The 19,807-nt window shown below is 60.9% G+C and carries 21 protein-coding genes; 9 read left to right on the top strand and 12 right to left on the bottom strand.

The window, feature by feature from the left end:
- The first annotated feature begins 22 nt into the window (after positions 1–22).
- Positions 23–631 carry a glutathione S-transferase family protein gene (locus JYJ39_RS04510; protein WP_205202402.1) on the top strand — a complete coding sequence of 203 codons (609 nt, stop codon included), beginning with the start codon at positions 23–25 and terminating at the stop codon, positions 629–631.
- 2 nt (positions 632–633) lie between these two features.
- On the opposite strand, the gene mnmA is transcribed toward JYJ39_RS04510, so the two are convergent.
- From mnmA to JYJ39_RS04495, 3 genes are read right to left on the bottom strand one after another with little or no spacing between them, the layout of a single operon-like run.
- Entirely contained in the window at positions 634–1,731 is a 1,098-nt protein-coding gene (mnmA, locus tag JYJ39_RS04505) for a tRNA 2-thiouridine(34) synthase MnmA (RefSeq protein ID WP_205202400.1), read from the bottom strand.
- Complete coding sequence (locus JYJ39_RS04500; RefSeq protein WP_240189540.1) at positions 1,724–2,281, bottom strand: hypothetical protein; 558 nt, start codon at positions 2,279–2,281, stop codon at positions 1,724–1,726. The genes mnmA and JYJ39_RS04500 overlap by 8 nt, the downstream gene beginning before the upstream one ends.
- Positions 2,278–2,724, bottom strand: a complete 447-nt coding sequence (locus JYJ39_RS04495; protein WP_205202398.1) for an NUDIX hydrolase — start codon at positions 2,722–2,724, stop codon at positions 2,278–2,280. Before JYJ39_RS04495 ends, JYJ39_RS04500 begins: the two co-directional genes overlap by 4 nt.
- A gap of 102 nt (positions 2,725–2,826) precedes the next feature.
- On the opposite strand from JYJ39_RS04495, the gene JYJ39_RS04490 reads away from it, so the two are divergent.
- The 6 genes from JYJ39_RS04490 to JYJ39_RS04465 all read left to right on the top strand — a co-directional run bounded on the left by JYJ39_RS04490 (position 2,827) and on the right by JYJ39_RS04465 (position 7,183).
- Entirely contained in the window at positions 2,827–3,747 is a 921-nt protein-coding gene (locus tag JYJ39_RS04490; RefSeq protein ID WP_205202397.1) for a branched-chain amino acid transaminase, read from the top strand.
- Between the two features lie 18 nt (positions 3,748–3,765).
- Complete coding sequence (locus JYJ39_RS04485) at positions 3,766–3,954, top strand: zinc-finger domain-containing protein (RefSeq protein ID WP_205202395.1); 189 nt, start codon at positions 3,766–3,768, stop codon at positions 3,952–3,954.
- Positions 3,955–4,020: 66 nt separating this feature from the next.
- The gene (gene waaF, locus JYJ39_RS04480) at positions 4,021–5,034 is read left to right on the top strand and encodes a lipopolysaccharide heptosyltransferase II (protein WP_205202393.1); all 1,014 of its coding nucleotides are present in this window, start codon (positions 4,021–4,023) and stop codon (positions 5,032–5,034) included.
- Complete coding sequence (locus JYJ39_RS04475) at positions 5,031–5,465, top strand: YybH family protein (RefSeq protein WP_205202391.1); 435 nt, start codon at positions 5,031–5,033, stop codon at positions 5,463–5,465. The genes waaF and JYJ39_RS04475 overlap by 4 nt, the downstream gene beginning before the upstream one ends.
- 15 nt (positions 5,466–5,480) lie before the next feature.
- The gene (locus JYJ39_RS04470) at positions 5,481–6,857 is read left to right on the top strand and encodes a phosphomannomutase/phosphoglucomutase (RefSeq protein ID WP_205202389.1); all 1,377 of its coding nucleotides are present in this window, start codon (positions 5,481–5,483) and stop codon (positions 6,855–6,857) included.
- 14 nt (positions 6,858–6,871) lie between these two features.
- On the top strand, positions 6,872–7,183 hold the full coding sequence (locus tag JYJ39_RS04465; protein ID WP_205202387.1) for a hypothetical protein: 312 nt from the start codon (positions 6,872–6,874) through the stop codon (positions 7,181–7,183).
- A gap of 32 nt (positions 7,184–7,215) precedes the next feature.
- Here JYJ39_RS04465 and rfbC read toward each other — a convergent pair whose 3' ends face one another.
- From rfbC to gyrA, 9 genes are read right to left on the bottom strand one after another with little or no spacing between them, the layout of a single operon-like run.
- On the bottom strand, positions 7,216–7,761 hold the full coding sequence (gene rfbC / locus JYJ39_RS04460; RefSeq protein ID WP_205202385.1) for a dTDP-4-dehydrorhamnose 3,5-epimerase: 546 nt from the start codon (positions 7,759–7,761) through the stop codon (positions 7,216–7,218).
- Positions 7,758–8,642, bottom strand: a complete 885-nt coding sequence (gene rfbA / locus JYJ39_RS04455; RefSeq protein WP_430622462.1) for a glucose-1-phosphate thymidylyltransferase RfbA — start codon at positions 8,640–8,642, stop codon at positions 7,758–7,760. Before rfbA ends, rfbC begins: the two co-directional genes overlap by 4 nt.
- 8 nt (positions 8,643–8,650) lie before the next feature.
- Entirely contained in the window at positions 8,651–9,718 is a 1,068-nt protein-coding gene (gene rfbB / locus JYJ39_RS04450; RefSeq protein ID WP_205202381.1) for a dTDP-glucose 4,6-dehydratase, read from the bottom strand.
- Positions 9,719–9,765: 47 nt separating this feature from the next.
- Positions 9,766–10,602, bottom strand: a complete 837-nt coding sequence (locus JYJ39_RS04445; RefSeq protein ID WP_240189539.1) for a DNA ligase — start codon at positions 10,600–10,602, stop codon at positions 9,766–9,768.
- A 2-nt stretch (positions 10,603–10,604) separates the two neighbouring features.
- The gene (locus JYJ39_RS04440) at positions 10,605–11,483 is read right to left on the bottom strand and encodes a prephenate dehydrogenase (protein ID WP_205202378.1); all 879 of its coding nucleotides are present in this window, start codon (positions 11,481–11,483) and stop codon (positions 10,605–10,607) included.
- A complete protein-coding gene (gene hisC / locus JYJ39_RS04435) occupies positions 11,484–12,584 on the bottom strand; it encodes a histidinol-phosphate transaminase (RefSeq protein WP_205202376.1) in 1,101 nt (366 codons plus the stop codon).
- Between the two features lie 12 nt (positions 12,585–12,596).
- Positions 12,597–13,676: a prephenate dehydratase gene (gene pheA, locus JYJ39_RS04430; protein WP_430622464.1), complete on the bottom strand. Its 1,080-nt coding sequence runs from the start codon at positions 13,674–13,676 to the stop codon at positions 12,597–12,599.
- A gap of 31 nt (positions 13,677–13,707) precedes the next feature.
- On the bottom strand, positions 13,708–14,814 hold the full coding sequence (gene serC, locus JYJ39_RS04425; protein ID WP_205202372.1) for a 3-phosphoserine/phosphohydroxythreonine transaminase: 1,107 nt from the start codon (positions 14,812–14,814) through the stop codon (positions 13,708–13,710).
- 1 nt (position 14,815) lies between these two features.
- Positions 14,816–17,440, bottom strand: coding sequence for a DNA gyrase subunit A (gene gyrA, locus JYJ39_RS04420; protein WP_205202370.1), 2,625 nt, complete (start codon positions 17,438–17,440; stop codon positions 14,816–14,818).
- Between the two features lie 134 nt (positions 17,441–17,574).
- Between gyrA and JYJ39_RS04415 the strand changes: the two genes are divergently transcribed.
- Together JYJ39_RS04415 and JYJ39_RS04410 are read left to right on the top strand one after the other, a co-directional pair.
- Entirely contained in the window at positions 17,575–18,918 is a 1,344-nt protein-coding gene (locus JYJ39_RS04415; protein ID WP_205202368.1) for a TRZ/ATZ family hydrolase, read from the top strand.
- Between the two features lie 52 nt (positions 18,919–18,970).
- The gene (locus JYJ39_RS04410; RefSeq protein WP_205202367.1) at positions 18,971–19,630 is read left to right on the top strand and encodes an OmpA family protein; all 660 of its coding nucleotides are present in this window, start codon (positions 18,971–18,973) and stop codon (positions 19,628–19,630) included.
- Positions 19,631–19,807 lie beyond the last annotated feature (177 nt).

Genomic DNA, 19,807 nt, shown 5'->3' with positions numbered 1-19,807 from the left:
ATCCCGCATTCATGAGCATGCAATGAAGCTGATCGGAACCCATACCAGCCCTTACGTACGCAAAGTACGTGTCGTTCTGGCCGAAAAAAAGATGGATTACGACTTCGTCGTCGAATCGCCTCGCGCGCCTGGCAGCACCCTGCTGGACATCAATCCTCTCGGCCGCGTGCCGACGCTGGTGCTGGACGACGACACGCCGCTCTTCGATTCGAGCGTGATTGTCGAATATATCGACAGCATCACGCCCAACAACAAGCTGTTCCCTGCTCCCAACCGCGAACGCACCGAAGTCAAACGCTGGGAGGCGCTGGCGGATGGTCTGTGTGAAACGGCCATCAACATCGTCCTGGAACACCGGCGCCCGGAAAAAGAGCAAAGCGCCGAGTGGATCGCCAGGCAGCAGGAAATCCTGACCCGGACCTTGCGCTTCATGGAAAGCCAGCTGGGCGAAAAAAGCTTCTGCATGGGCACCCACTTCTCACTGGCTGACATCGTGGTGGGTGTTGCCTTGAGCTATCTTGACCTGCGCTTCCAGGGCATACAATGGGCGGACAATCACCCCAACCTTGCCCGACTATACGAAAAACTGCAGCAGCGACCGTCTTTCATGGAGACGGTGCTGCACGACTAACGTCAGCGGATGACCCCACCGCCCAGGCAGACCCGGCTCTCATAGATGACCACCGACTGCCCTGGGGTCAGCGCCCATTGGGGCTCAGCAAAATAAAGAGCGCAGGCATCCCCGTCCACACTGAGCAGATGGCAGGTCTGGTCTGCCGTGCGGTAACGCGGCTTGGCGGTATAAACCCAATTGGCACGTGGCGCACGGCCAGCTACCCAGCTCAATTGTTCAGCCTGCAGTTCATTCTTGAGCAAGGCGGGATGATCGTGCCCCTGGACAACGTAGAGAATGTTCCGCTCCATATCCTTGCCTGCCACAAACCAGGCATCGTGCTCGCCACCACCAGCCTGGCCTTTTTCCTTCAGCCCACCGATATGCAGCCCCTTGCGCTGGCCCAGGGTATGAAACATCAGGCCATCATGCATCCCCAGCACCTTGCCGTCGTCCAGACGCCGGATCTCCCCCGACTTGGGCGGCAGATAACGCGCCAGAAACTCCTTGAACGGACGTTCGCCGATGAAACAGATGCCAGTTGAATCCTTCTTCAGGGCCACGTGCAGGCCGGCGGCTTCGGCCATCTTGCGCACATCACGCTTGTAGAGATTGGCCAGTGGAAACAGGGTTCTGGCCAATTGCGCCTGATTCAGGCGATAGAGGAAGTAACTCTGATCCTTGGTGCCATCTTCGGCTTTCAGAAGCTGAAACTTGCCTTCGAATTCACGCACGCCGGCATAGTGACCGGTCGCAATCCTGTCCGCGCCAAGCTTCAGCGCATGCTCGAGAAAAGCCTTGAACTTGATTTCGGAATTGCACAGCACATCCGGATTGGGCGTGCGCCCAGCCTGGTATTCGCGCAGAAATTCGGCGAAGACACGATCACGATATTCAGCGGCAAAATTGACCACTTCGACATCGATGCCGATCTTGTCAGCAACACTCATCACGTCGATCAGATCCTGGCGTGAAGAGCAATATTCCTCGGTATCGTCATCTTCCCAGTTCTTCATGAACAGGCCGATCACGTTCCAACCTTGCTCTTTCAGCAGCAAGGCGGCAACCGAAGAATCCACACCGCCCGACAGACCCACCACCACCGTTTTCTTAGACATCCGGCCCAGCCCCTTTCTTCCACTCGGCCAGCGGCAGAATCACCGCCGGCTCACCATTATTCACAAACCAGCTATCCACGACAAAACGCCCCGGCACCGCTGCCGCATTTTCCTCGATCACCGCCGACCAGTGGCTCGGAAAAACACCCAGAAAATAACGCACATCCGGCGCCAGCACCCGATGCCAACGCAACATTTCCGCACGCTCCAGCATCGCGAGCAGGCGGGTGGTCGAGGCGGAATGATCGATGCAATCCATTTTCCCCGGCACATGCCCGTCGGCATAATTGCCGGCGCGGTCATTGCGCACCACCGACTGCTCCCCGGCCCAGCGGTACAACAACCCCACGACCTGTGCCAGGCGCGCGCGTTCTTCCTCTGCATCACTGGCGCCAGCCAACAGACGCCGGACCTCACCCAAGCGTTCAGCCGAATACCAGATTTCCGCCTGGGCGATACAAGAATAGCCGTGGCAGATACTGACCCGCGCCTCACCCCAGGCCAGCGGCCCATGCAAGGCCGCGAGCGCAGCCAGAACATACAACCTCAAAGCCAGTGCACCAACAATTCAAGCGGATAACGCCGACCACTCAACCAGTCGTCGCAGCACCGCTGCACCAACGGACTGCGGTGCCGATCAGAAACGGCTGCAATTTCCGCCAGCGTCAACCAGCGTGCAGCCACGATGCCCTCGTCCAGCGCCCGCGGCAAGGCCTCACCCTGCAACTCGCCACTGAAGGCGAAACGCAGGTAAGTCAGGTCCTTGACCGGATGCCGCCATTGATAGATACCCACCAGTGCCGTTGGGCGAAACGGATAGGCCGTTTCCTCCATGGTTTCCCGCACCACGGCATCGAGCAAGGACTCACCGACCTCCAGATGGCCCGCAGGCTGATTGAACGCCAACCCGCTCTCGGTTTCTTCCTCGACCAGCAAGAACTTGCCGTCACGCTCGATGACGGCAGCAACAGTAACGTTCGGTTTCCAGATCATGTCCGGCGAATCCATAGGATGCAAACGCAAAAGGCGTTATTTTAGCCCCTGATTTCGGCTAGAATTCTCGGTTTCAACGAGAGTTTCACGGAGAGTTCCACCATGTCCATGTCGGATCGCGACGGCTTTATTTGGCAGGATGGCAAACTCGTGCCCTGGCGCGAGGCGACCACCCACGTTCTCACCCACTCGCTACACTACGGCATGGGCGTTTTCGAAGGGGTCCGTGCCTATAAAACCGAATCGGGCACGGCAATTTTCCGTCTCAAGGAACACACCGAGCGGCTGTTCCGCTCCGCCCACATTTTCCAGATGCAGATGCCGCACAGCATCGAGGAAATCAACGAAGCGCAGAAGGAAGTGATTCGCGCCAACAACCTCGAATCCGGTTATCTGCGCCCGCTGGCCTTCTACGGTTCGGAAAAACTGGGCGTTTCGCCCAAGGGCGCCAAAGTGCACATCATCATCGCTGCCTGGCCGTGGGGTGCTTATCTCGGTGAAGACGGCATGCAGCGCGGCATCCGCATCAAGACCTCGTCCTACACCCGGCACCATGTCAACATCACCATGGTGCGCGCCAAGGCCTCCGGCAATTACATGAATTCCATCCTCGCCAACAACGAGGCTCTCGGCGATGGTTACGACGAAGCCCTGTTGCTCGACCCGGAAGGCTATGTCTGCGAAGGTGCCGGCGAAAACATCTTCATCGTCCGCGACGGCAAGCTGTACACCCCTGACCTGACCGCCTGCCTGGAAGGCATCACCCGCGCCACGGTGATGCAGCTGGCACGGGAAATGGGCATTGAGGTGATCGAAAAACGCATCACCCGCGACGAAGTCTATTGCGCCGACGAAGCCTTCTTCACCGGCACTGCAGCCGAAGTCACGCCGATCCGCGAACTCGACAACCGCCAGATCGGCCCCGGTCACCGCGGCCCGATCACCAAGGCCCTGCAGGAAAAATACTTCGACGTCGTCTACGGTCGTTCGGCTGCCCACGCCGACTGGCTGGCCTACGTCTGATCAGGAGGGAGAATCCGCATGTCCGATAGCCAAAGCATTGCCGTCACCGCCAGCGACCTGCCGCTGCACTGTCCGCAACCGGACGCACCGCTGTGGAGCCAGCACCCGCGCGTATTCCTTGACGTCCTGCCTACCGGCGAAGTCGTCTGCCCTTACTGCAGCGCCAAGTATGTCCTGACCGGCGAACGCCCCAAGGCCCACCACTGAGCACGATGCGTCAAACAACAACGGCGGGTCGAACACCCGCCGTTTTTCCATTGCCAGAACAAAACCATGCGTAAAGCCCTGATCATCGCCCCCAGCTGGATTGGCGACACCATCATGGCGCAACCTCTGTTCGCCCGCCTGCAACAGCGCCATCCCAGCCTGCAGCTGGATGCACTGGCGCCACGCTGGGTCGCTCCCGTACTACGGCGCATGGCGGGTATCGGCGAGATCATCGACAACCCCTTCGGACACGGCAGCCTGCGTCTCAAGGAACGCTGGCAACTGGCACGACAGCTGGCAACCCGCGGCTACGACAGTGCGCTAGTTCTGCCCAATTCGCTCAAATCCGCACTGATTCCCGCTTTTGCCGGTATTCCGCGACGGATCGGCTTTACCGGCGAAGCGCGCTACGCTCTGATCAACCAGCGACACCACCTTGACCCGCAGGCGCTACCGCTGATGCTCGAACGTTTCATGCAGCTGGCAGAAATCCCGGGAGCAACGCTCGAGCGCCCCCTGCCCTATCCCGTTCTGCAGTCAACACCGGAGCAGCAGGCGCAAACACTGGCCACCCTCGGCATGCGGCGCCCGGACAAAATCGCCGCCTTTTGCCCGGGCGCCGAATACGGTCCGGCCAAGCGCTGGCCCGCCGCGCATTTTGCTGAACTCGCCCGCCTGCTGGCGGCGCAGGGCTATCAGTGCTGGCTGTTTGGTTCGCCCAAAGATCACTCCGTTGCCGAAGAGATCAGCCAGCTGGCGCCGGGCTGCTGCCTGAATCTATGTGGCACGACGAGCCTGGATCAGGCGGTCGACCTGATCGCCCTGAGTGATTTCGTCGTCTGCAACGATTCGGGGCTGATGCACGTCGCGGCCGCGGTTGGCCGCCCCTTGGTGGCCCTCTACGGTTCTTCCTCGCCAGGATTCACCCCTCCCTTGTCGACGCAGGCCCGCATCCTCAACCTCGAACTCGACTGCAGCCCCTGCTTCAAACGCGACTGCCCGCTCGGCCATCTGGACTGCCTGAACAAACTCATGCCGGCAGATGTCCTGGCCGCCTGCGCTAATTGGATCGAACGATGACGAGCCAGATCACTTCCTTTGCCACCCCCGAAGAGTTGGAAAATGCGTTTTACGATGCCGTTGCCGCGCACGATGCCGATACCCTGATGCGCTACTGGTCGGATGAAGAAGAATTGCTCTGCATTCATCCGACCGGTGTGCGCCTGACTGGCCAGGCCGCCATTTACGAAAGCTGGCGCGCCATCTTTGCCAACACCGCCATGCGTATCGAATACGACACGGTGGCCAGCTGGCAGGGCAGCGTGATGGCGGTGCACCACCTGACCGAAACCCTTTACATTGCCGATGACCCGAACCCGCACGGGCCGCTGTACGTCACCCACCACTACCTGCGCGGCGCCCATGGCTGGCGTCTGGTCTGCCGCCATGCCTCGGCGGCCGATGACAGCCATCAGGCCATGGCCGACGCCCTCCCCCACACCCTGCATTGACCCACGGAGTCTTTCATGCCCCAACTACCTGCCGAAATTTTCAAAGCCTACGACATCCGCGGCATCGTCGATAAAAGCCTGACCGCCGATGTCGTCCGAAAGATCGGCCAGGCCCTCGGCACGCTGGCGCTCGAGCAGGGCCAGACGGCCATCGCGGTCGGTCGCGACGGCCGCCTGTCGGGACCGGAACTGGCCGGTGAGCTGATGGACGGGATCATGGCCGCCGGCTGCGACGCCATTGACGTCGGCTGCGTGCCGACCCCGCTGACCTACTTCGCCGCCTACGAACTCGGTTGCAATTCCTGCGTCTCGGTCACCGGCAGCCACAACCCGCCCGACTACAACGGCCTGAAGATGGTCATCGCCGGCACGACGCTGGCGCTCGACGCCATCCAGGACCTGAAGCGGCGCATCGAAGCTGGCCAGATACGCAGCGGCCAGGGCAGCAAGCGCAGCGCCGATGTCGTTGCCGCCTACGTCGACAAGATCGTCAGCGACGTCAAGCTGGCACGGCCGCTGAAGATCGTCATGGATTGCGGCAACGGCGTCGCTGGCGCGGTCGCACCGGAACTGTTCAAGCGCCTGGGTTGCGAGATCGTACCGCTCTATTGCGAAGTCGACGGCAACTTCCCCAACCACCACCCAGACCCGTCCAAGCCGGAAAATCTGGCCGACGTGGTCCAGGCGCTCAAGGATACCGACGCCGAAATCGGCATCGCCTTCGACGGCGACGGCGACCGTCTCGGCGTCGTCACCAAGGACGGCGAGATCATCTACCCGGACCGCCAGCTGATGTTGTTCGCCGCCGACGTGCTGTCGCGCGTGCCGGGCGGCACCATCATCTACGACGTCAAATGCACGCGCCTGCTGGCGCCGTGGATCAAGCAGCACGGCGGCACGCCGCTGATGTGGAACACCGGCCACGCGCTGGTCAAGGCCAAGCTCAAGGAGACCGGCGCCCCGCTGGCCGGCGAGATGAGCGGCCACACCTTCTTCAAGGAGCGCTGGTACGGCTTTGACGATGGCCTGTACACCGGCGCCCGCCTGCTCGAAATCCTCAGCCGTTCGGCCGACGTCAATGCGCCGCTGAAAGCGTTGCCGAATTCGCCGTCGACCCCGGAACTGAACATCAAGATGGCCGAAGGCGAACCCTTTGCCCTGATCGAACGCCTGCAAAAAGACGGTCGCTTCACCGCTGCACAACACATCATCACCATTGATGGCGTGCGCGTCGAGTATGCCGATGGTTTCGGACTGGCGCGCGCCTCCAACACCACGCCAGTCGTCGTGCTGCGCTTCGAAGCCGACAACGCCAGTGCTCTGAGCCGCATCCAGGCCGACTTCCGCCAGGCACTAATGGCCATCTGGCCCGGCGTCACCCTGCCTTTCTGAATCGCGGAGCCCGCATGCAGCCCTTACCGCAACCTCCTGGCAACCTGCTCACCCGCATCCTGGCGTTCATTCTGAGCGCCGCTCTGCTGGTGGCGGGGCTGATGTTCTCCCTGGTTTTTCTCGCCATCGCCGCTGTCGCCGGCCTCGCGCTCGGCGGCTGGCTCTGGTGGAAAACCCGAGTCTTACGCCGCAACATGCAGAATTTCAATGACACCCTGCAGCAGGCAGCCAGAACGCCGGAGAACGGCACCATCATTGAAGGCGAGTTTGCGCGTGAAGCCGACAAGACGCCGGACGGCGACACTGCGCTGAGACGCCTACCCTGAACAAGCCGCGCCCAGGTCAGGCGCCTTGGTGTTCAATCTCCTCCGGCCAGGCTGGCAAAGCTGGCGCCCTGCGCATCCTTGGCGGACAACAGAGGATTTTCCAGTGGCCAGTCGATCGCCAGATCCGGATCATCCCAGCGGATGCAGCGCTCGCATTCCGGCGCATAGTAATCGGTGGTTTTGTAGAGAAATTCCGCCGTATCGCTCAGGGTAACAAAACCATGCGCAAAACCCGGTGGTATCCACAACTGCTTCTTGTTTTCGGCGGACAGAATTTCCGCCACCCACTGGCCATAGGTCGGCGAACCGGCGCGGATATCGACCGCCACGTCGAACACCTCACCGGCCACGACACGCACCAGTTTGCCCTGGGCATGCGGCGCAAGCTGATAATGCAGACCGCGCAGAACGCCACGGGATGAACGTGAGTGGTTGTCCTGGACGAACTCGACAGTGGCGCCGAGCGCCTCTGAAAACACCTTCAGATTGAAGCTTTCGAAGAAGAAGCCGCGCGCATCGCCAAACACGCGCGGTTCGATCAGGAGCACTTCGGGAACACGGGTTGCGGTCACTTTCATCCGATCACCCGATCCTGCAGCAGGGCCAGGAGATATTGACCGTAGGCATTCTTGGCCAGCGGCTGGGCCAGTCTGGTCAGTTGTTCGGCATCGATCCAGCCTTGACGATAAGCCAGCTCTTCCGGACAAGCCACTTTCAGGCCCTGGCGTTTTTCCAGGGTGGCAATGAACTGACTGGCATCCAGCAGACTGTCGTGGGTTCCAGTATCCAGCCAGGCATAACCACGGCCCATGATTTCAACATTGAGCTGACCACGTTCCAGATAGCAGCGGTTGAGATCAGTGATCTCCAGTTCGCCGCGCGGCGAAGGTTTGAGCTGACGCGCCAGTTCAACCACCTGCTGGTCGTAAAAATAAAGGCCCGTGACCGCGTAATTCGATTTCGGCTGCGCCGGTTTTTCCTCCAGACTCAACACCCGCCCTGCCGGATCGAATTCCGCCACACCATAGCGCTCCGGATCGGTCACATGGTAGGCAAACACACTGGCACCCTCACCGCGAGCATCGGCATTTGCCAGCAAGTGGTGAAAATCATGACCGTAGAAAATATTGTCCCCCAGCACCAGCGCCGAAGGCGCGTCGGCAATGAAATCCGCACCGATGATGAAGGCCTGCGCCAGTCCGTCCGGACTGGGCTGCACGGCATATTGCAGCTGAATCCCCCACTGGCTGCCATCGCCCAGCAACTGCTGGAAACGTGGCGTATCCTGCGGCGTCGAAATCACCAGAATTTCACGGATACCCGCCAGCAACAAAGTACTGAGCGGGTAGTAGATCATCGGCTTGTCATAGACCGGCAGCAGCTGTTTGGATACTGCCAGGGTGGCCGGATGCAGACGGGTGCCAGCGCCGCCGGCGAGGATAATGCCCTTGCGTTTCATGCCTGTACTCATGCTTTGTCCGCTCCATACTGTTGCCCCACCCAGTCGCGATAGCTGCCGCTGGTGACGTTCGCGACCCATTGTGGGTGATCAAGATACCAGCGCACCGTCTTGCGCATGCCGGTCGAGAAGGTTTCCGCCGGCTTCCAGCCCAGTTCCTGCTCCAGCTTGCGCGCATCGATGGCGTAGCGGCGGTCATGACCGGGGCGGTCGGCGACATAAGTGATCTGGCAACGATAGGACTGCCCATCCGCACGCGGGCTGAGTTCATCGAGCAAATCACACAGCGTGTGCACCACCTCCAGATTGGCCTTTTCATTCCAGCCGCCGACGTTATACACCTCGCCCAAGCGTCCGGCCGCAAGGACCCGGCGAATGGCACTGCAGTGATCCTTGACGTAGAGCCAGTCACGAATCTGCTGGCCATCGCCATAAATTGGCAGGGGTTTGCCCGCCAGCGCGTTGTGGATCACCAGCGGAATGAGCTTTTCCGGGAAATGGAAGGGGCCATAATTGTTGGAGCAATTGGTGGTCAGCACTGGCAGACCATAGGTGTGGTGGTAGGCACGCACCAGGTGGTCGGACGCCGCCTTGCTCGCCGAGTAAGGACTGTTCGGCTCGTAGCGGTGGGTTTCACTGAATGCGGGCGCATCCTTTTCCAGCGAGCCATAGACTTCATCCGTGGAGACATGCAGAAAGCGGAAAGCCTCCCGCTCCACATCCGCGAGGGTGGCGTAATAGGCGCGGACAGCTTCGAGCAGGCGGAAGGTGCCGACAATGTTGGTCTGGATGAAATCTTCCGGCCCATGGATGGAACGATCGACGTGCGATTCTGCAGCGAAGTTGACCACCGCGCGTGGCTGATGTTCTGCCAGCAAGCGGGCCAGCAGATCGGCATCGGCAATGCTGCCATGGACGAACACATGGCGAGCATCACCGGCCAGGCTGGCCAGATTCTCCAGATTGCCGGCATAGGTCAGGGCATCGAGATTGAGCACCGGTTCATCGCTTTGCGCCAGCCAGTCGAGAACGAAATTGCTGCCAATGAAACCAGCGCCGCCGGTGACAAGAATCATGACGTTTTCCTTACGCAAGAAAACCGCCATTTTAGCTCAGACGGTGCTCATTCCTGACGCTGACGCAGGAAGCTGGCGAAGCGTGGCAATCCTTTGCCGGTCAATTCCCGGTAGCGGTAGGTCACGGTACTCCCCAGTGGCGGAGGCTCTCGCCGCTGGGCATCGCTGAATCCGGTACCCAGACGAAATTCCCTACCATCGGGAGCACGTACCAGCAGAGCCCCCAGCTGCCCTTGATATTTCCCCTTACCCGGCAGGTGAGCAATGACAACAGCTTCCGCATCAAGCCAGGGTTTCAATTTGAGCAGGGTATCGGAGCGCCCGCTCTCGTAAAGCGCATCGGCACGATGCAGCATCAAGCCTTCGCCACCGGCCTGCACCACCTGCGCCAGAATTTGCTGCAGTTCGGCGGCACTGGCCACCTTGTTCTGCCCCACCGCCTGCACCCAGGAGGCGCCAATGCGTCGGGTCAGCGCTTCGATACGCCGCACCCGTTGGGAAAAATCGCCCGCCGCCCCGGGCAGCTCGAACACCATGTAGCGCACCGTGCGCCAATCGCTGTCAACGGGAGTCTCGCGCCGGACAATGCCGGAAAGGCGCTCGAATTGTCCGCGTCCCAGCCACAGCTCGCCATCCAGCGGGACATCCGCGGGCAAGGGCTGGGTGAACCAGGCCGGTGCGGCAATCGGATAACCGTTGCGAGAGACCAGCTGCTTGCCGTTCCAGATGGCACGCACACCATCATATTTCTCACTGACCAGGTAGCGACTGACATCGATACCCTCACGATAGACATTGGCCAGCAGGATATCCGGCGGTGCGGCGCCGAGCAGCAGTGAATACAGCGACAGCAACCCACAAAGGATGGCGCGCCGGAATTTCACGGTCAGCCGCCCGACCACTCCCGGCGTGCCTGTCGGGCAATGCCGAAAATATCCTCCAGACGCTCGCCATCGCTGGCAGTGAGTGCATCATGCAGCTCGCACAGTTGCGCCTGGTAACGTTCCAGTTCCTGCAGCAGGGCCTGCCGGTTGGCCAGGCAGATATCCCGCCACATTTCCGGATGGCTGGCGGCGATACGAGTGAAATCGCGAAAGCCGGAGGCGGCAAAAGTGAAGAACAGATCGGCATCCTCACGCGTTGCCAGATCATGCACCAGCGCATAGGACAGCACGTGGGGCAGATGGCTGACGGCAGCGAAGACGCGGTCATGCTGCTCCGGAGTCAGCTCGTAAATATCCGCACCGCACAGCGCCCAGGCGCGCTTGATGCGATCCAGGCGCTCATCGTTGTTTTCCGCCAGGGGCGTCACCACCACTTTCTTGCCCCGGTAGAGATCCCAGCGCGCCGCAGCGGGCCCGCTGTTCTCGGCCCCGGCGATGGGATGCGCCGGCACGAATTTTCCGATATGCCCCTTGAACGCGGCCCGGGCCGCCGCCACCACATCACCCTTGGTCGATCCTCCGTCGGTAACCAGGGTATTCGGCCCGAGATAGGGGGCGATACGGCTGAAGATCTCCGGCATCTGCGCCACCGGCGTGGCCACCAGAACGATGTCGGCATCGCCGATCTCATGTGCCGGATTGATGCCGGCACGATCGATGACGCCCAGCTCTTGCGCGATGCGCAGGGTGCCTGGCGCGCGGCCAAAGCCCACCACTTCCTCGACCGCCCCTGCCGCTTTCAGGGCCAGGGCGAAGGAGCCGCCAATCAGTCCGGTACCGAAAACGACGATCTTGCCGAATTCCGGCTGGCGGCTGTCCATCTACTGCGCTCCCGCCAGAACCCGCTCAAGCGCCTCGATGAAGCGGGCATTTTCCTGCGCCGTGCCGATGGTCACCCGCAGCCAGTCTGGCAGGCCATAGCCGGCAATGGGACGGACGATGACGCCCTCAGCCAGCAGCTTCTGGTTCACTACCGCAGCATCGCGCACCCGGAAGGCAACGAAATTACCACCCGAGGGGATGTGCTGCAGCCCCAGTCGGCCAAGCGCATTGACGATATCCGCCATACCGGTCCGATTCAATTCATAGCTGGCCTGCAGGAAATCCTCGTCATCCAGCGCCGCCATGGCCGCTACCAGGGCCAGGTTATTCACATTAAAAGGCTGCCGTACGCGATTGAGCAGATCGACCACTGCCGGCGCCGCCAGGGCGTAGCCGATACGCAAGCCAGCTAGCCCGTAAATTTTCGACAGGGTACGGCAGACCACCAGGTTCGGAAACTCTGCGATCCAGGCCGCCATGTCGACACGTGCCGCCGGCGGCAGGTAGTCGTTATAAGCCTCGTCAAGCACCACCAGCACGTCCGCCGGCACATTCTCCAGAAAGGCGCGGATATCGGCGTAAGGCAGAAAATTACCGGTCGGATTGTTCGGATTGGCAATCCACACCACTCGCGTGTCCGGGCGAATCGCCGCCAGCATTTCGGCCAGATCATGGCCGTAATCGAGCGCCGGCACCTGGATCGACTCGGCACCGCTGGCCTGCGTCGCCAGCGGATACACCGCAAAGGCGTACTGTGAAAACACCGCCGAACGCCCTGGCGCGAGAAACACCCGCGCCACCATCTCCAGCACGTCGTTCGACCCATTGCCCAGCACCACCTGGCCAGCCGCGACACCCGAGCGTGTAGCCAGCTTGTCAATCAGTTCGTACTGATCCGGATAACGCGCCACGCCCGACAACGCCGCCGCCACTGCCGCCTGCACCCGCGGACTGGTGCCCAGCGGATTTTCATTGGAGGCCAGTTTGACAATGCGCTCCAGCGGGATATTCATTTCCCGCGCCAGTTCGGTAACGGGCTTTCCCGGCTGATAGGGCGAAATGGCACGCACGTAGGGCAAAGCGAAATCGGCGATGGACATTGCTGAAACCTCTTAAAAAACGGCCGCCGGGTAGGAGCCCAGTATCTTCAGATAAGCCGCATTGGCAGCCAGTTGCGCAAGCGCCGTCTTGATCTCCGGCGTTTCACGGTGGCCCTCGATATCAACGTAGAACACATATTCCCACAAGGCATTACGCGCCGGACGCGATTCCAGTCGGCACATCGACACGCCAGCGGCCGTCAGCGGCGCGAGCAGGTCATGCAACGCCCCCGTGCGATTAGGCGTAGACATCACCAGCGACGTCTTGTCGCGCCCGGAAATCCCGGCGTCCTGCCGGCCCAGCACCAGAAAGCGCGTCGTGTTGTTGGGCTCGTCCTCGATCTTTTCAGCCAGCTTGGGCAATTCATAGCGCACCGCCGCCGCTTCCCCGGCAATTGCCGCAGCGCCTTGCTCGGCTGCCGCCAGCTGCGCCGCCTGTGCATTGCTGCCGACCGAAATGCGCTGCGCCTGCGGCAACATGCGGTTCAACCATTCGTGGCACTGCGCCAGCGACTGGGCGTGCGAATAAACCTTCTGGATGGCCGACAGATCCGCTGCCCTGGACAGCAGATTCTGGTGAATACGCAAGACCACTTCACCGCAGATCTTGAGCGACGTCGACAGAAGCAGATCCATGGTCCGCCCCACGGCCCCCTCGGTCGAGTTTTCCACCGGCACGACCGCATAATGCGCACGCCCGGCCTCCACTTCACGAAAGACATCGTCGATCGAATTCTGCGGCAGCAGACAAGCGGCATGCCCGAAATGCTTGCTCGCCGCCGACTCGGAGAAGGTACCCAAAGGCCCCAGGAAGGCAATCGACAGCGGCTGTTCAAGCGACAGACAGGCGGACATCACCTCGCGAAAGAAGAAAGTGATGTTCTCATTCGGCAAAGGCCCGGGATTGGCCTCCTGCAAGCGGCGCAATACCTGCGCTTCGCGTTCCGGCCGATAGATGAATCCGGCATCGCCAAATTCGGCCTTGATCTCGCCCACCCGCTGCGCACAGCGGGCGCGCTGGTTGAGCAGTTGCAGCAATTCACCGTCGATGCGGTCAATCTCGGCGCGGACGCCGGCAAGGGCTTGTTGCAGATCGTTGCTCATGAAATATCGACACCTGTCATCAGCCGTTGCGGCGGGCAAAATCGTTCATGAAATCGACCAGAACGCGCACCGATTCCAGCGGCACGGCATTGTAGATCGACGCGCGCATGCCACCGACCGATTTATGCCCTTTCAGCCCGACCAGGCCGGCTTGCTTCGCTTCGGTCAGGAAGCTTGCATCAAGCTCGGGGTTGGCCAGCACGAAGGGCACATTCATGCGCGAACGGCAATCCGGATCGACCGGATTGACATAAAAACCCTGCGAGCTGTCGATGCAGTTGTAAAGCGCCGAGGCTTTTTCGCTGTTGACCTGCTCGATACCGGCCAGCCCCCCCTGTGCCTGCAGCCACTTGAACACCAGGCCCGCCATGTAAATACCGAAGGTCGGCGGCGTATTGAGCATGGAGCCGTTTTCAGCCTGCACCGCATAATCGAGCAACGTCGGCACTGTCAGCGGCGCCATACCGAGCAGGTCGCGGTGCACGATGACCAGGGTCAGCCCGGAAGGGCCGATGTTTTTCTGCGCGCCGGCGTAGATCAGGCCGAATTTCTCGACATTGACCGGCCGCGAAAGGATGTGCGACGACATGTCGGCAACCAGCGGCACGCCGGTGTCCGCGATGCGCTCAGCGGGTATCTCGACGCCGTGAATGGTTTCGTTGGTGCACACGTGCAGATAGGCGGCGAAAGGATCAAGCTTGATCTCCTCGGCTTGTGGCAGACGGGTGTAATTGCTCTCCCGGGTGGACGCCGCCAGACGAACACAGCTCCCCTGAGCCAGCCCGGGCGCAACCCGCTGTGCTTCCTTGAAGGCTTTTTCCGACCAGCTGCCGGTGACGATGTAATCCGCCGACCGCCCCGCCAGCAGATTCATCGGAATCTGCGCGAACTGCTGCGTAGCCCCCCCTTGCAGGAACAGCACCCGGTACTGTTCGGGTATGCCGAGCAAGGCCCGCAAATCGGCTTCTGCCTGCTCGATGACCGAGGTGAATTCCTTGCCGCGATGGCTCATTTCCATCACCCCGCAGCCGGCACCATGCCAGTCGAGCAACTCTTCCTGCGCCTGGCGCAGCACCGCTTCCGGCAGCGCAGCGGGGCCGGCACTGAAATTATGAATCCGGCTCATTTCAGTTGCCCTCCGCCTCGCCTGCAACCGCATCGGTATCGCCCTCCGCCGGCATATCAGCAAGTTCATCCGCCACTTCTGCCCCAGCATCGCCCACCGACTCGGCAACCTTTTCCAGGCCAGCGAGCTTTTCGCCATTGTCCAGAGCGATCAGGGTAACCCCCTGCGTTGCCCGGCCCATGCCGCGAATTTCGGACACCCGGGTACGGATCAGCACACCCCCCGTGGTAATCAGCATTACTTCGTCATCGTCATTGACCAGCTTGGCCGCAATCACGACCCCGTTGCGCTCGGAATCGGCAATGGCCTTGACCCCCTGCGTGCCCCGTCCGGAGTGGCGGAAATCAGCCAGCACGGTCCGTTTACCAAAACCGTTCTCGGTCGCCACCAGCACGGTCTGCTGGTCATCCTCGGCCACCAGCAGGGAAATGACCGCTTGCCCGTCCTGCAGCTTCATGCCGCGCACACCGCGGGCACCACGACCCATCGGGCGGACATCCTCCTCGTCGAACCAGACCGCCTTGCCCGCGTCCGAGACGAGCACGATGTCACTCTGGCCGGTGGTCAGCTCAACACCGATCAGGTAATCGTCATCGAGCAGGTCGACAGCGATGATGCCGGCCTTGCGCGGGTTGGAGAAGTCGGACAACGGCGTCTTCTTGACCGTACCGCTGCGGGTCGCCATGAACACGTACTTGTCCTCGGCAAACTCCTTGACCGGCAGCACGGCATTGATCTTCTCGCCCTCTTCCAGCGGGAACAGGTTGACGATCGGCTTGCCCCGGCTGACACGGCTGCCCTGCGGCGCCTCGTACACCTTCAGCCAGTAGCAGCGGCCACGGTTGGAGAAACACAGGATGTAATCGTGCGTATTGGCAACGAACAGGTGATCGATGAAATCTTCGTCCTTGATCGCCGCCGCCTGCTTGCCGCGACCACCGCGCCGTTGGGCGCGATAGTCGGCCAGCGGCTGGGCCTTGATGTAACCGCCATGCGACAGGGTCACCACCATGTCCTGCGGCGTGATCAGGTCTTCGATACCCAGTTCCTGGGTATGCAGCACGATTTCCGACTTGCGCTCGTCACCGTACTGCTCGCGCACCGCGTTCAATTCGTCGACGATGATGGCGGTGATGCGCTCCGGACGGGCCAGGATGTCGAGCAAATCAACAATTCTGTCCATCACTTCCTTGTACTCGCCGACGATCTTGTCCTGCTCCAGGCCGGTCAGGCGCTGCAGGCGCAGTTCGAGAATCGCCTGGGTCTGCGCTTCGGACAGGCGGTAGCCTTGGCTCGACAGACCAAATTCCGGCGCCAGTCCTTCCGGACGGGAAGCGTCGGAAGCTGCGCGCTGCAGCATTTCCTCGACCACCGGGCTGCGCCACAGACGCGACATCAGGCTCAGCTTGGCATCCGCCGGCGTCGGCGCGGCCTTGATCAGGGCAATGATTTCATCGACGTTGGAGAGCGCGACCGCCAGACCTTCGAGGATGTGACCCCGCTCGCGCGCCTTGCGCAGTTCATAGACAGTACGCCGGGTGACGACTTCACGCCGATGCGACAGGAAGCACTCAAGCATCTGCTTGAGGTTCAAGAGACGCGGCTGGCCGTCGACCAGCGCCACCATGTTCATACCGAAGGTATCCTGCAGCTGCGTCTGCTTGTACAGGTTGTTGAGAATGACCTCACCGACCTCGCCACGCTTCAGTTCAATGACGATACGCATGCCCGACTTGTCGGACTCGTCACGAATGTCGGAAATCCCTTCGATCTTTTTGTCATTGACCAGTTCGGCGATCTTCTCGATCAGGGTCTTCTTGTTGACCTGATAGGGAATCTCATCAACGATCAGTGCCTGCCGGTCGCCCTTGCCGATGTCCTCGAAATGCGTACGGGCACGCATGACGACGCGGCCACGCCCGGTGCGGTAACCTTCGCGCACGCCCATCACGCCATAAATCAGGCCGGCAGTAGGAAAGTCCGGGGCAGGAATGAGTTCGATCAGATCATCGATGCTCAGCGCCGGATTCTCCAGCAGCGCCAGACAGCCCGCCACTACCTCACGCAGGTTGTGCGGCGGAATATTGGTCGCCATGCCCACCGCAATACCGGCTGAACCATTGATGAGCAGATTGGGAATGCGTGTCGGCAGAACCGAAGGCTCCAGCTCCTTGCCGTCGTAGTTGGGCACGAAATCGACGGTTTCCTTGTCGATATCGGCAGTCAGATCGGAGGCAATACGATCCAGACGGCATTCGGTGTAGCGCATGGCCGCCGCATTGTCGCCATCGATCGAGCCGAAATTACCCTGACCATCGACCAGGGTGTAACGCAGGGAAAAGTCCTGCGCCATACGCACCAGCGTATCGTAAATCGCCGAGTCGCCATGCGGGTGATACTTACCCATGACCTCGCCGACGACCCGGGCACATTTGACGAACGGACGGTTCCACACATTGTTGGTTTCGTGCATGGCGTACAACACGCGCCGATGCACCGGTTTCAGGCCATCGCGCGCATCGGGCAAGGCACGGCCGACGATGACGCTCATCGCATAATCGAGATAGGAACGCCGCATTTCCTCTTCGAGGCTGATGGGCAGGGTTTCTTTGGCGAATTGATCCATGTTTGTGCAGTCCGTGCCGCCGGAGCGGCGCTGAGATTGGCGCGAGTCCGACAACAAGCCCCAGGGTTGTCGCTATCGGATGACGGAGAATCTGTTATTTTACCACGCCACCCCCTACCCCGCTTGCCATACACATGACACCAACACCCCGTAGCATCAATCTCTTGCTGGAAGCGCGCTGGATTGCCACCGCCGAACAGGACGAGGTCCTGAAAAATCACGCCATTGCCATTGACAACGGCAAGATCCTTGCCATCCTGCCCATTGCCGAGGCCCGCGAACGCTACCTGCCACGCGAAAAAACACAACTCGACGAACACATCCTGATTCCCGGCCTGATCAACCTGCACACCCACGCCGCGATGAATCTGCTGCGTGGCATCGCCGACGACCTGCCGCTGATGGAGTGGCTGCAGAAACATATCTGGCCGGCGGAAGGTGCGCTCGTTTCCAGCGCCTTCGTCCTTGACGGCACACGTCTTGCCTGTCACGAAATGCTGCGCGGCGGCATCACCTGCTTCAACGACATGTATTTCTTTCCCGAGGCCGCCGCCCAGGCCGCGAGCGAATTCGGCATGCGGGCCATGCTCGGCATGACCACCCTGGAATTCCCCACCAACTATGCCAGCGACGCCGAAGACTACCTGCGCAAGGGCCTGGCCGCACGCGACAGCACCAGCGACCCGCACATTCATTTCGCCCTCGCACCGCACGCCCCCTACACGGTCAGCGACCACAGCTTCGCGCACATCGCCACTCTGGCCGAGCAGCTCAATCTACCGATTCACTGCCACATTCATGAAACCCGTGCCGAAATCGAACAGTCGCTCGCCGAACACGGCGCGCGCCCACTGGCCCGACTGCATCGCCTGGGCTTGATCGACCCCGGCTTCATCGGGGTGCATGCAGTGCACCTGACAGATGCAGAAATTGATCTGCTCGCCGAACAGAACGCCAGCATCGCCCATTGCCCCACCTCCAATCTCAAGCTTGGCAGCGGCATTGCCCGCATTGCCGATCTGCTCGCCGCAGGCGTCAACGTCGGTCTGGGCACCGATGGTGCCGCCAGCAACAACCGGCTCGACCTGTTCCAGGAAATGCGCTTGGCCGCCCTGCTCGCCAAAGGCCACGGCGAAAATGCCAGCCTGCTGCCTGCCACCCAGATCCTGCGCATGGCCACCCTAAACGGCGCCAGGGCGCTCGGACTGGAGCACGTCACAGGCTCCCTGGCCACAGGCAAAGCAGCCGATATCGTGGCGGTCGCGCTAGGCGACATCGACAGCCAGCCTTGTTATGACCCCTTGTCACATCTGATCTACGTTGCCGGTCGCGAACAGGTCAGTCACGTCTGGGTCGATGGCATGTGTCGTATCTACAACAAAACAGCGCAGTTTCCGCACGCAATAAGCTTGGAAGCCGGCTTGGCCCTGTGGCAGAATAGAGCGCAAGTTTGCGCAAGGGGTCATGAAACGTCATAATCACCTGCTGCTAACCGTCACAACCATCAATTTCTCAACGAGGGAAGAGATTATGCTGAAGAACATCGCCAAGAAAACCCTGGCTGCCGCCCTGCTCGCCAGCGTCGGCTTTGCTGCCGTTGCACAAGAGCGCGTTTATGTCATCGACCAACGCGACGTCGTCGCCAAGTCCGGCTTCGATCTGTGCTGGCGCACCGGCTACTGGACCCCGGCTGCTGCTGCCGCCGACAAGGCCGGTTGCGAGTGCGACAAGGACCTGATCCCGGCTGACGTCTGCGCCGGCAAGGCCGCCCCGGCTGCCGCTCCGGCTGCCGCCGCTCCGAAACCGGCTGGCGAAAAGATCACCATCGCCGCTGACGCCCTGTTCGACTTCGACAAGGCCGTTCTGCGTCCGGAAGGTCAGGCCAAGCTCGACGAACTCGCCAGTAAGGCCGGTCAACTGAACCTCGAAGTCATCCTCGCCGTCGGCCACACCGACCGCCTGGGTGGCGCTGCCTACAACCAGAAGCTGTCCGAGAAGCGCGCTGCCGCCGTCAAGGAATACCTGGTTGCCAAGGGCATCGAAGCCAACCGTGTTTACACCGAAGGCAAGGGCAAGTCCCAGCCGGTTACGGGTGACACCTGCAAGGGTAACAAGAAGACCAAGGCGCTGATCGACTGCCTGCAACCGGATCGTCGCGTTGATATCGAACTGATCGGCACCAACAAGTAAGCCGGTTGTTTTGACGAAACCCCGCCTCGGCGGGGTTTTTTTACGCCTGCGATTTCACCCAGACGACTTCCCAGATCTGCTCGCTCATGTAATAATAATGGTTCGCATTTAGCCAGCTAGCCAGATTTTCTGCCAGCCAGCCACCAGCGTTCATTTCGCTCAAACTGACTGGAGAAA

Source organism: Azonexus hydrophilus (assembly GCF_905120355.1).
Taxonomy (GTDB): Bacteria; Pseudomonadota; Gammaproteobacteria; order Burkholderiales; family Rhodocyclaceae; genus Azonexus.
Note: the sequence above shows the minus strand (reverse complement) of the source record. Positions and strands in the feature narration are given on the sequence as shown.